This is a genomic window from Streptomyces sp. NPDC058375, from assembly GCF_042723425.1.
Lineage (GTDB): Bacteria > Actinomycetota > Actinomycetes > Streptomycetales > Streptomycetaceae > Streptomyces > Streptomyces durocortorensis.
The window spans coordinates 1-11,092 of sequence record NZ_JBHXJG010000241.1 but is presented as its reverse complement, the minus strand read 5'-3'; the positions used below and the strand labels follow the sequence as shown (position 1 = coordinate 11,092).

The following is an 11,092-nucleotide window of genomic DNA, read 5'->3' as shown; positions in this document are numbered from 1 at the left end:
CAGCCGCCGTGACGACCACGGGGGGTTTCCACCATGTCCACGCCGCGCGAGCAGCTGTCCGACGCCCGGCTCTACCTGTGCACGGACGCCCGCAAGCTCCAGGGCGACCTCCCCGCCTTCCTCGATGCCGTGCTCGCCTCCGGCGTCGACATCGTCCAGCTCCGGGACAAGGGCATGGAGGCCGCCGAGGAGCTGGACCACCTCGCGGTGTTCGCCGACGCCTGCCGCCGACACGGCAAGCTCCTCGCGGTGAACGACCGCGCGGACGTCGCCCACGCCATCGGGGCCGACGTCCTGCACCTCGGCCAGGGCGACCTGCCCGTCCCCGCCGCCCGCGCGATCATCGGCGCCGACCGGCTGATCGGCCGCTCCACGCACGCCGAATCCGAGGTCGACGCCGCCGTCGCCCAGGACGGCGTGGACTACTTCTGCACCGGCCCCTGCTGGCCCACCCCCACCAAGCCCGGCCGTCACGCCCCCGGCCTCGACCTCGTGCGCTACGCCGCCTCCCTCGGCGGATCGCGGCCCTGGTTCGCCATCGGCGGGATCGACGCGGGCAATCTGGATCAGGTGCTGGACGCCGGGGCCCGCCGGGTCGTCGTCGTCCGCGCCATCACCGAGGCCGACGACCCGGCCGCCGCCACCGCCGAGCTGGCCCGACGCGTCCGGGCATACACGTTCTGAACTCTCGGCATACCGACGGGGGACATCGAGGGCTCCGGTCCGACGAGTGTCCGAGGAGTGGACAACAGTCCGGCAAAACGAGACAAAGTTTCCCGCTCTGGTTGGGGGAGCGTCCACCCCCTGGTTAACCTCCCCTTATGGCCCTTGGCACACCTTCCACCAGGACTGATCACGCGCGCACCGTGCGTGATCTGCTGGCGACCGGCAAAACGTCGTACTCCTTCGAGTTCTGGGCGCCCAAGACGGAGAAAGGTGAGCGCAACCTCTGGAATGCGCTGCGCCGGGTCGAGGCGGTCCGTCCGAGCTTCGTCTCCGTGACGTACGGCGCCGGCGGCTCCACCCGCGCCGGGACGGTCAAGGCCACCCAGGAGATCGCGGCGGACTCCACGCTCACCCCCGTCGCCCACCTCACCGCGGTCAACCACTCGATCGCCGAGCTGCGCAACATGGTCGGGCAGTACGCCGACGCGGGCATCAGGAACATCCTCGCGGTCCGCGGCGACCCGCCGGGCGACCCGATGGGCGAGTGGGTGGAGCACCCGCAGGGCGTGAAGTACGCCGCCGACCTCGTCCGCCTCATCAAGGAATCGGGCGACTTCTGCGTCGGCGTCGCGGCATTCCCCGAAATGCACCCCCGGTCGAGCGACTGGGAGACGGACATCGGTCATTTCGTCGACAAGTGCCGGGCGGGCGCGGATTACGCGATCACCCAGATGTTCTTCCGCCCGGAGGACTATCTCCGGATGCGTGACCGGGTGGTCGCTGCGGGTTGCGAAACGCCGGTGATCCCCGAGGTCATGCCCCTTACCAGCGTGAAGCAATTGGAAAAGTTCTCCCAGCTCAGCAACGCGACCGTGCCCGCGTCGTTGAAAGAGCGCATCCTCGCAGCCAAGGACGATCCCGCCGCTGTACGCTCCATTGGCATCGAGTTCGCAACGGAGTTCTGCGCGAAGCTGCTGTCCGAGGGTGTGCCCGGACTGCACTTCATCACGCTCAACAACTCGACGGCTACGCTCGAAATCTACGAAAAACTCGGACTGCACAAGCAGTCGTGACCGGCCGTACCCGCCGCCGAAGCGGCTACGGCCGAAGGAGGGGGCGGGCGTGGGCTGGACGGTCCTCTACATCGCATTCGGTCTGGTGGCCCTGTGGCTGCTCGGCGAGGTACTGCTGCAGTACAAGGCACGGTTGCGCTGGCGGCTCCTCGCCTTCGCCGGCTTCCTCGGCGTGGTGGTCGGGGTGCTGCTGGCCTCCGTCCCGGTCATCGTCGTCGGGACGCTGGCCTTCGCCACCGGCCAGACCTTCGTGACGCTGTCCTTCCGGCGCGGCTTCTCCACCGGCTGGGCCATAGGCGGCAGCCCGGGGGAGAGCCGCCGGCGCAGGGGCGGCGGCCCGGGTGCCGCGGTGAAGGAACCCACGCTGGAGGTCTCGGACCTGGAGGTCTCGGACCTGAACGCCGCAGCCGGGTACAGTCCGCCCCCGGCCGCCCCGCCCGCACCGTCCGTCTACGAACCGCAGCCGCTCCCCGACGACACCGGCCAGTACGGCGTGTACGGGGACACCGGCTACGACCCGAACGGCCACGCCCACCGGGACCAGGGCGACGACTCCGGCCCCTCGGCCCAGCCGCAGTACGCCGCGTACGACCCGTACACCGGCTACGGCCAGCAGCAGACCCAGGACGCCTACACCGGAACGTACGACTACGGCACCGGCGAGCAGAACTACGCCGCCTACTCCGACCCGTACATCGGCACCACCAACCAAGCCCCCTCCTACGGCTACGACGCCTACGGCAACGGCGAAGGCTACGACAGCCAGGGCGGGCAGCAGGGCTACACCGACCCCTACGCCCAGAGCTACGGCGTGGACACCCCGCCCGGCGGCGTCTGGGTTCCGCAGCAGCGCGACGCCGAGCAGTACCCCCCGACGGAGCCGGAGCAGCCCACCGGGCCCGCCCCGTACGGCAACGGCTACGACACCGGCCAGAACGAGCAGTACCGCTACTGAGCCCCCCGCTGCCGGGGACCGCGCCACCGGCAGCGGTCCCCGGGCGGCGGGCGGCCGCCAGCGCTCCCGGCTCAGCGGGAGCCGCGGAAGTCGTCGCCCTCCACCACGAGCCCGGCCACCAGCGTCCCCGACATCCCGGCGTGCGCGAGCCCGCCGCCCGGATGCGCCCAGCCGCCCGCGAGATACAGCCCCGGCAGCCGGGTGAGGTTGCCCGGGTGCAGATACGCGCCGTCCGCCCCGGCCAGCGTGGGCGGCGGCACCGCACCGCCCTCGGCCCCCGTCTCCGCCTCGGTCTCCGCGGGCGTACGGACCTCCGTGTGCAGGATCCGCTCCGGCAGCCCGGGAACGGCCGCGCCCGCCCGCTCCACCAGGGCATCGGCGAACCGCTGCCGGACCTCCGCGTCCCGCCAGTCGACCGGCCCCTGCGGAGCCACCGTCGCGGTGAGCGTCACCGCCTCGTGCTCCGAGTCCGGCCGGGTCGCCGGATCGTCGGGGCGCAGCACCCACACCGTGGGGTGGTCGGCGACCCGGCCCCCGAACACCGCCGCCTGCTCCGCCGCCCCCTCCGCGCTGTGCACCACGGTCCGGTGCGCCGCATCCGCCTCCCGGCCCCCGCGCAGCGACAGCAGCACCGTGAACCGGCCCGCCGCACCCGCGCCGGACCCCGCCCGGACCGGCACATCGCCCGCGCCCCACACCTGCTGACCCGGCACCAGACCCGGGCGCGGCCGGACCCCGAGCACCACCCGGTCGGCCTCGGCCACTTCACCGCCCGCCAGCTCCACGCCCGCCGCCCGGCCGTCCTCCTCGACGACCCGGACCACCTCGGCCCCGAAGACGAACTCCACCCGGCGGGCCACACACCGCTCGTACACCGCACGGGCCAGCTCCCGCATCCCGCCCATCACGTACCAGCTGCCGAAGGTCTGCTCCATGTACGGCAACAGCGCGGCGCTCGCGGGGGTCCTGCGCGGGTCGAGGCCGTGGGCGAGCGCATATCCCTCCAGCAGAGCGGCCAGCCGGGCGTCCGCCAGCTCCCACGCGCCGATCTCCGCGACCGTGCCCGCCTGCCGGGCCGCGCGCAGCAGCCTCCGCTGCCGCACCGCCGGATACGGCTCGCGCCCCAGCACCTGGTGATCCGCCCGCAGCGGCTCCTCCAGGAGCGGCCGCCGCGAGCGGTCCCAGGCGTCCCGGGCCCGGTCCATGAAGTCGCTCCAGCGCGCTCCGGCGCCCGCGTCCAGCGCCCCGTCCAGGGCGGCGGCCACCCCGGCCCGGGAGGCGTTGGGCAGGGACACCGCCGTGCCGTCCGCGAAGATATGGCGGCTCGCCGGATCGACCTGGGTCAGCGTCACGGACTCTTCCAGCGACTGCTTGCCGGTCTTCACGAAGAGGTCCCGCTGGACGGCGGGCAGATGCAGCAGCCCGGGCCCGGTGTCGAAGACGAAGCCCTCGTGCTCATGGCGGCCGACCGAGCCGCCGTAGCTCGCGGACCGCTCGTAGACCGTCACCTTCTCGCCCGCCACGGCCAGCCGGGCGGCCGCCGCCATCGCGCCCGTCCCGGCGCCGATCACCGCAATTCGTGCCATGCCGGTGACCCTATCGACCGGCACTGACAGGTCAGCCGGGAGGCCAGTGCCCACCCGTTCCGGCCAGACGTTTCTCCTCGCGGCGCTGCGCCCGACGGCGCAGGAAGCGGCGGATCCGCGAGGCGAGGAAGACCACGGTGACGATCCCGAGCACCAGTAGCACGGCCGCGATCACGGCGGCCGCCACCGGGTTGAATATGGCGAAGGTGATGACCCCGGCGACCCCGAGGTCCTCCGCGATGCTCATTCCGACGTTGCTGAAGGGCTCCGGTGAGGTGTTGACGGCCATCCGCGTGCCCGCCTTGACCAGATGGCTCATCAGCGCAGTGGACCCGCCGATCGCGCCGGCCGCCAGCTCCGGCAGCGAACCGCTCTCCCCGGCCAGCAGCGCGGCGATCACCGCCCCGGCCACCGGCCGGATCACGGTGTGCGCCGTGTCCCAGACCGAGTCCACGTACGGGATCTTGTCCGCCACCGCCTCACAGAGGAACAGCACACCGGCCACGATCAGGACATCGGTGCGCTGCAGGGCGGCGGGCACCTCGTCGGACACGCCGGTCGCGCCGAACAGACCGAGCAGCAGAACCACCGCGTACGCGTTGATTCCGCTCGCCCAGCCACTCGTGAACACCAGGGGGATTACCGACACGCAGGCGATCGTAACGACCGGGTGCCGGAGCCGGGTGAGGTTGCGGGCGCGGCCCTGAGTATCCGTACCTAGGCGCACAGATGAGTAGCAGCGCGGATGGGCCCCCACCTGCGCGGACGGCAGAGTGATGACCACGGAAGGGGCGCTGCGCCAGGACCGCCGGCACGGGGCGGCGGAACGGTGCGGTTCCCCCGACGCAACGGGGGTGCACGACGGAGGCCCGGGGACCACGGGGGACGTACGGGGTCACGGGGAACGGGTTTCCGGCAAGCACGGAAGACGCCGGTCCGGTGGAGTTCGCGGGGGATGCGAACTCCAGCGGCCGGCGTCTTCGGCTTTCCCGGTGGCTCACCGGATGTGCGGCCTCAGTGCCCGCTGACCCGCCCGTGCAGCAGCAGCGACAGCGCCGAGTGGACCTCGTCGATCGAGCGCTCCGGCTGGAACGCCTGCCAGTCCAGCGCCGCCACCAGCACCATCCCGACCAGCGCGGCCGCCGTCAGCGGGATGTCGATCTCCTCGCTCAGCTCACCGCTGCGCACCGCGTCGCGCAGCACGCCCTCGACCACCGCCACGGCCTCCTGGCGCACCACCAGCAGCGTGGACTGCCAGGCGCGGTTGGTGCGCCAGAGCTCGGCCACGTACAGCTGGGTGAAGGCCGGGTAGCGGTCGATGAAGGCGAGCCCGGCCCGGATCATCGCGTCCAGCGCCTCGACCCGGGTGCCGCCCCGCTCCTCGGACTCCTCGGCGGCGGCCCGCAGCGAGGCCGTGAGCAGTCCCACGCCGTGCCGGAGCAGCTCCTCGAACAGCTCGGTCTTGCTCTTGAAGTTGTAATAGACCGTGCCCTTGGCGACCCCGGCCCGCTCGGCGATCTCGTCGACGGTGGTCGCCGAGAAGCCCTTCTCGGCGATGAGCGTCACCGCCGCCTCGTAGAGCCTCTGCCGGGTGGCCTGGCGGCGCGTGGTGCCACTGCTTTCCATGGGGCTGATTCTTCCAGGCCCCAAAGCGCCCAGGGGCTCGACCGCGGGCGCGCTCACAGGCTCAGCTCCGGGTGCAGCCGGCTCAGGCTCCACACCTGTTTGCGGCGGGCGGTGAACGCGGTCAGGGCGAGCGCCCCGACGGTGAAGGCCGCCAGCACCGCGCAGCCCAGCCAGACCGGGGTGAGCGGACCGCCCGTGATCAGCCTGCGCAGCCCCTCGACGACGTACGTCATGGGGAGGTACGGGTGGATCGCGCCGAAGAATCCAGGGCTGGTCTGGACGGGGTACGTGCCCCCGGCCGAGGTCAGCTGGAGCATCAGCACCACCAGCACCAGGATCCGCCCCGCCGCCCCGAAGCAGGCGTTCAGCCACTGCACGATCGCCGCGAAGCAGCAGGTCACCAGGGCCAGGAAGCCGATCGTTCCGGCGGCGTGGGCCATCTGGAGGCCGAGGCCCCAGTGCAGGACGGCCATCAGGGCGCCGACCTGGGCCGTGCCGATGGCGGCGACCGGGAGCCAGCCGGCGAACGCGATCCGCCAGGAGGAGGCCCCGGCGGCGAGCGCCCGCCGGTTGAGCGGCTGAATCAGCATGTACGCCACCATCGCGCCGACCCACAGGGACAGCGGGATGAAGTACGGGGCGAAGCCGGTGCCGTAATTGGGGGCCGCGTGCAGCGACTTGGAGGCCAGTTGGACGGGGTCGGCCATGACGTCGGTCCGCGCGTCGCGGTCCTTCTTGTCGTAGTCCGGGATCTTCTCCACACCGTCGTTGAGGCCCTGGGCCAGCTCCGTGGAGCCGTCGCCGAGCCGGAAGAGCCCGCCGTCCAGGTTCTCCGCACCGGTCTTCAGCTTGCCGACGCCGGTGTCCAGGTCGCTGGAGCCGGTCTGCGCGCCGCCGAGTCCCGTGTGCAGCGCCTGGGCGCCCTTGGCGACCTTGCGGGCGCCGGTGTTCAGCTCGTTGACCTTGGTTACGGCCGAGGCCAGGTCTCCGTCCAGCGTCGGCGCGTGCTTCGCGAGGGCCTCGGCCTGCTTCTGGAAGGCGGTCAGGTGGGTGCTCAGCTTCTTCAGGTCGCCGTTCTGGTTGGTGACCAGGGTGTTCACATCGGCGGCGATCTTCGCGACGTCGACGGCCGTGACCTTGGCGCGCTCCAGCGGCGGGCAGACCGTGGCGTCGGGCTCCTCGGCCTCCTCGCACTGCGTGCGGTGGACCTCGGTCAGGTCGTCGGCCGCCTTCTGGGCGTCGGCGGCGGCGGTGGGCGCGTTCTTCACCAACAGGTCGAGGTTGTGCCGTACGGCTCCGGAGGTGTCGGCGACCAGCCGGGCGGTGCCCTGGATGGACTTGCCGTTGTCCTTGAAGAACGGGCGTATGTCACCGGCGATCTTGTTGACCTTGTCGGCCAGGACCTGGGTGCCTCCGGCGACCCGGGCGGAGCCCGTGGCGAGGTCGCGCGAGCCCTGGTTCAGTTTCACGATCCCGTCGGAGAGCTTCTTGCTGCCCGCCTTGGAGTCCTTGAGGCCGTTCGCGAGGTCCTTGGAGCCCTGCTTCGCCTTCGATATGCCGCCCTTGAGGTCGTCGGCGCCCTTCGCCGCCTCGGCGGTCTTGTCGTGCAGATCGGAGAAGTTGATGAAGATGCGATCCAGGAAGGACCGGGAGGCGTTCGTGGAGGCGGCGTTGCGGACCTCTCCGAAGACCGTCCTGGAGATCTGCCCGACGATGTAGTTGTTGGCGTCGTTCGTCCGCACCTGGAGCGCGCCGGTCTCGGGGGAGTCCCCGCCGCTGGACGCGATCTTCTCGCTGAAGTCCGACGGCATCGTCAGCGAGAGGTAGTACGTGCCCTCCTCGACGCCCTTCTCGGCCTGGGCGGAGCTCACCTCGTGCCAGGCGAAGACCTTGGAGTCGAGCAGCTTCTCGCTGATCTCGTCGCCGGCCGTGAGGCGCTTCCCGTCACTGGTGGCCCCCTTGTCGTCGTTGACCAGGGCGACGGGCAGCTTGTCGAGCTTCCCGTACGGATCCCAGAACGAGCACAGGTACAGGGCGCCGTAGAGCAGCGGCAGAAGCAGCAGGGCCACCAGCGCGGCGGCCGGCAGCTTCCCCCGGCCGAACCGCTTCAGCTCAAGCGCGGCCAGCTTCGGCGATCGCATCGGCCGTCTCCTCGTCGGTGGTGGGTTCCTGAGTGGTGGTCTCTTCGGCGGCGGACTCCCCGGCGGCCGGTGCGGTGCGCACGACCTGCGTGTTCTCGGGGGCCTCGCTGCACACGGCGAGCACGGTCGTCCCGGCGTCGGCCACGGAGCGCAACAGCGCCCAGGCCTGGTCGCGTTCGGTGTCCGAGAGCTTGAGGTCGGTGTCGTCGACGGCGAGCAGCCGCGGCCTGCCGATCAGCGCCAGCGCCACGGACAGCCGCAACGCCTCAAGACGCTCCAGGTCGCGTACGGAGGTGCGCCCCGACTTCGGCAGGGTGGCGAGGTCGAGCCCCGCGGCTTCGAGGGCCTCGGCCACCCGGGCCTCGGCGGCGGCCCGGCGCTCCGCGCGCGGGCGCAGCAGGGTCCGCAGGGAGGCGCCGTAGCGGCCCTGGAGGAGGGCGCGTTCGCCGAGGTGCTCGGCGACGGTGAAGGCGGGGTCCAGCTCGCTGACCATCGGGACGGGGCCCAGGGCGGCGATGCGACGGACGGCGGCGGCCTGCTTCGGCAGGCGCAGCCCGCCGACCTCCGCGTGGCCCTCGGTGGTGCGCATCCGGCCGGTCAGGGCGAGCAGCAGGCAGGTGCGGCCCGACCCCGACGGTCCCTCGATGGCCACCAGCGACCCCGGTTCGGCGCTGAACGTCACGTCCCGGAAGACCCGGCCGCGCGGTCCCTCCAGTCCGAAGTCCTCGGCGCCGACAGCCGCGCCGTGCGGGCTCTCCACAGACCCTCCCCTATTTGCACTGACCAGTCAGTGCAAAAAGGTAGTCCGAACTCGCGCTCGAAGCAAAACGGCAGGTCAGCGCGGTATCACGGTCGATTGTCAGTGGTGGCCGCCACCATGGACACAGACGGCCACGGAGCCGTCACACGACGACAGGAGGTTCGTCATGGCCAGCTCGTCCGCAGCCGCCGCCCCGCGGCGCCGCGCAGGCAGCCCTGCCCCCTCACTGACCGGTCCGGCCGGCGATGTCCACCCCGTGCCGCGTCGCAGCACGGCGCCGCCCGCCGCTCTCGAACTGCTCGCCAAGGCCCGCTCCGGCCTCGACGAGGCCGCCGTGCTCCAGGAGCCCAACGAGCGGTACGCCACCGCCCACCTCGCCGCCCTGCGCACCGCGGCGGCCGTGCTGGCCGCCCGCGGCCGCCCCGAGACGAACAAGCGCCGCCGCGAGCGCATCCGCAGCGCCTGGGAAGTCCTCCCGGAGATAGCGCCGGAACTGACCGAGTGGAGCGCCCTCTTCGCCTCGGGCGCCCTGCGCCGGGCCCGCGCGGAGGCGGGCGTGCCGGGAGCCGCCGGCGGGTGCGACGCCGACGACCTGCTGCGCGACGCGGCCATGTTCCTGCGCCTGGTGGAACGGCTGCTCGTGCTCCAGCCGGTCCTCCCGCAACCACGCCCGGAGCGCCCTGCCGGCGGGTGAGGCGGGTGCCCTGGACGGCGGTGCGAGGCAATAGGGTGGTGACCGCTCGCACCACCCGCACTGTTCACGCTCCGCCGTCCCCGGCGGCACCGTGCCGAGGAGTCATCTGCCGTGTCGGACCAGCCGCGCCCCCGCGCCTCCCTCCGTACCGCCGTGGTCTGGGAAGTCCTCAAGGAGGCTCTGGACCGTCAGGTCAAGGCGACCGGCAGGGACGCCCTGGATGTCCTGGACACCGGCGGCGGCACCGGCAACTTCGCCGTGCCCGCGGCCAAGCTCGGCCACCGGGTCACCGTCGTCGACCCCAGCCCCAACGCCCTCTTCGCGCTGGAGCGCCGCGCGGCCGAGGCCGGGGTCGCCGACCGGGTCCGGGGGGTCCAGGGCGACATCCTCGGCCTGTTCGACGTCGTGCAGCGCGACGGTTTCGACGCGGTGCTCTGCCACGGCGTCCTGGAGTACGTCGACGAGCCCGCCGAGGGTGTGCGCAACGCAGTCGAGGCGCTGCGGCCCTCCGGCGCGCTCAGCCTGCTCGCCGCGGGCCTCGGCGGAGCCGTCCTTGCCCGCGCGCTCGCCGGTCACTTCACCGAGGCCCGCCACGCGCTCACCGACCCGGCCGGCCGCTGGGGCGAAGGCGACCCGGTGCCCCGCAGGTTCACCGCCGATCAGCTCTCCGACCTGGTCTCCGACGCCGGTCTGGAGATCGCCGCGGTGCACGGCGTCCGGGTCTTCGCCGACCTCGTGCCGGGCGTCCTGGTGGACACCGAGCCGGGCGCCGTGGAGGCGCTCCTCAAGCTCGAAGCGGCCGTCGCCGAGCAGCCCGCGTTCCACTCGGTCGCCACCCAGCTGCACGTCCTGGGCGAGAAGCGCCGCTGATCAGCAACGCAAGCGCGGACCGAGTGGGACTCAGGACCCCCGTACGGGGCGTCCGCCCCGTATGATCGGGTGACACCATCCGGCATGGCGGATCGGTCGTCGGGGAATCTACGCCTCAGCAGCCGAGCCGACACAGCGGTCCGGACTGGCTGAACGCTAGAGGGCGGGTTTCACGGGGGCGAATCCCCGCCTATCCTGGAAGGGCCGCATACCGGTCGCCCCCGCGGCCGACGACGAGGAGGATCCCGTGCCGCTCTCGGAGCACGAGCAGCGCATGCTCGAGCAGATGGAGCGAGCGCTGTACGCCGAAGATCCCAAGTTCGCGACAGCGCTCGAGGGAAGCGGACTGCGTACGTACACCCGCAAAAGGGTCTACCAGGCGGTCGCTGGCTTCCTGGTGGGTATCGCGCTCCTCATGGCCGGAATGGTCGCCCAGCAGATCTGGATCAGCGTGGTGGGGTTCCTCGTCATGCTCGGCTGCGCCGTGCTCGCGGTCACCGGATGGCGCAAAGCGCCCAAGCCCGGTGAACAACAGCCGGCTGCCGCAGGTGGCGGGGACAGCGGCGCACGCCGCCGACCGAGACAACGCCGGTCGATGATGAACCGCATCGAGCAGCGGTGGCAGCGCCGCCGCGACGAACAGGGCCAGTAGTACGCGTCGGCCCTGTTCTTCTCACAGGGCCGGGCGATGGCACGACGCAGGACACAGATGGGTGAGGGG

11 protein-coding genes are annotated in these 11,092 nt (G+C 72.1%); 6 read left to right on the top strand and 5 right to left on the bottom strand.

All coding sequences use genetic code 11. The features are described 5' to 3' along the window. Positions 1-33 precede the first annotated feature (33 nt). The 3 genes from thiE (at position 34) to ACFWM7_RS28685 (ending at position 2,694) form a co-directional block, all read left to right on the top strand. Positions 34-684: a thiamine phosphate synthase gene (gene thiE / locus ACFWM7_RS28695; RefSeq protein WP_383265855.1), complete on the top strand. Its 651-nt coding sequence runs from the start codon at positions 34-36 to the stop codon at positions 682-684. A 137-nt stretch (positions 685-821) separates the two neighbouring features. Further along, positions 822-1,739: a methylenetetrahydrofolate reductase [NAD(P)H] gene (gene metF, locus ACFWM7_RS28690; protein WP_383265853.1), complete on the top strand. Its 918-nt coding sequence runs from the start codon at positions 822-824 to the stop codon at positions 1,737-1,739. A 49-nt stretch (positions 1,740-1,788) separates the two neighbouring features. Next, positions 1,789-2,694: a hypothetical protein gene (locus ACFWM7_RS28685; protein ID WP_383265850.1), complete on the top strand. Its 906-nt coding sequence runs from the start codon at positions 1,789-1,791 to the stop codon at positions 2,692-2,694. Between the two features lie 71 nt (positions 2,695-2,765). Here the strand turns inward: ACFWM7_RS28685 and ACFWM7_RS28680 are convergent, their stop codons facing one another. The 5 genes from ACFWM7_RS28680 to ACFWM7_RS28660 all read right to left on the bottom strand — a co-directional run bounded on the left by ACFWM7_RS28680 (position 2,766) and on the right by ACFWM7_RS28660 (position 8,807). Continuing rightward, positions 2,766-4,280 (bottom strand): phytoene desaturase family protein, encoded by a 1,515-nt coding sequence (locus ACFWM7_RS28680; RefSeq protein ID WP_383265847.1) that lies wholly within the window; start codon positions 4,278-4,280, stop codon positions 2,766-2,768. A gap of 31 nt (positions 4,281-4,311) precedes the next feature. Further along, complete coding sequence (locus tag ACFWM7_RS28675) at positions 4,312-4,929, bottom strand: DUF4126 domain-containing protein (protein WP_383265844.1); 618 nt, start codon at positions 4,927-4,929, stop codon at positions 4,312-4,314. A 365-nt stretch (positions 4,930-5,294) separates the two neighbouring features. Further along, entirely contained in the window at positions 5,295-5,906 is a 612-nt protein-coding gene (locus ACFWM7_RS28670) for a TetR/AcrR family transcriptional regulator (RefSeq protein ID WP_006123872.1), read from the bottom strand. Positions 5,907-5,959: 53 nt separating this feature from the next. Beyond that, positions 5,960-8,047 (bottom strand): YhgE/Pip family protein, encoded by a 2,088-nt coding sequence (locus ACFWM7_RS28665; RefSeq protein ID WP_383265841.1) that lies wholly within the window; start codon positions 8,045-8,047, stop codon positions 5,960-5,962. Continuing rightward, on the bottom strand, positions 8,019-8,807 hold the full coding sequence (locus ACFWM7_RS28660; RefSeq protein ID WP_383265838.1) for an ATP-binding cassette domain-containing protein: 789 nt from the start codon (positions 8,805-8,807) through the stop codon (positions 8,019-8,021). Before ACFWM7_RS28660 ends, ACFWM7_RS28665 begins: the two co-directional genes overlap by 29 nt. A 166-nt stretch (positions 8,808-8,973) precedes the next feature. Between ACFWM7_RS28660 and ACFWM7_RS28655 the strand changes: the two genes are divergently transcribed. The 3 genes from ACFWM7_RS28655 to ACFWM7_RS28645 all read left to right on the top strand — a co-directional run bounded on the left by ACFWM7_RS28655 (position 8,974) and on the right by ACFWM7_RS28645 (position 11,023). Further along, positions 8,974-9,501: an SAV_6107 family HEPN domain-containing protein gene (locus ACFWM7_RS28655; protein WP_383265835.1), complete on the top strand. Its 528-nt coding sequence runs from the start codon at positions 8,974-8,976 to the stop codon at positions 9,499-9,501. 111 nt (positions 9,502-9,612) lie between these two features. Then, positions 9,613-10,371: a methyltransferase gene (locus ACFWM7_RS28650; protein WP_383265833.1), complete on the top strand. Its 759-nt coding sequence runs from the start codon at positions 9,613-9,615 to the stop codon at positions 10,369-10,371. Positions 10,372-10,618: 247 nt separating this feature from the next. Continuing rightward, entirely contained in the window at positions 10,619-11,023 is a 405-nt protein-coding gene (locus ACFWM7_RS28645; RefSeq protein ID WP_006123866.1) for a DUF3040 domain-containing protein, read from the top strand. Positions 11,024-11,092: the final 69 nt, after the last annotated feature.

What these genes read in the sequence shown, in the direction of transcription:
- thiE (WP_383265855.1), top strand. Translation starts at nt 34, where the DNA reads ATGTCCACGCCGCGCGAGCAGCTGTCCGACGCCCGGCTCTACCTGTGC.
- ACFWM7_RS28670 (WP_006123872.1), bottom strand. Translation starts at nt 5,906, where the DNA reads ATGGAAAGCAGTGGCACCACGCGCCGCCAGGCCACCCGGCAGAGGCTC.
- ACFWM7_RS28655 (WP_383265835.1), top strand. Translation starts at nt 8,974, where the DNA reads ATGGCCAGCTCGTCCGCAGCCGCCGCCCCGCGGCGCCGCGCAGGCAGC.
- metF (WP_383265853.1), top strand. Translation starts at nt 822, where the DNA reads ATGGCCCTTGGCACACCTTCCACCAGGACTGATCACGCGCGCACCGTG.
- ACFWM7_RS28665 (WP_383265841.1), bottom strand. Translation starts at nt 8,047, where the DNA reads ATGCGATCGCCGAAGCTGGCCGCGCTTGAGCTGAAGCGGTTCGGCCGG.
- ACFWM7_RS28680 (WP_383265847.1), bottom strand. Translation starts at nt 4,280, where the DNA reads ATGGCACGAATTGCGGTGATCGGCGCCGGGACGGGCGCGATGGCGGCG.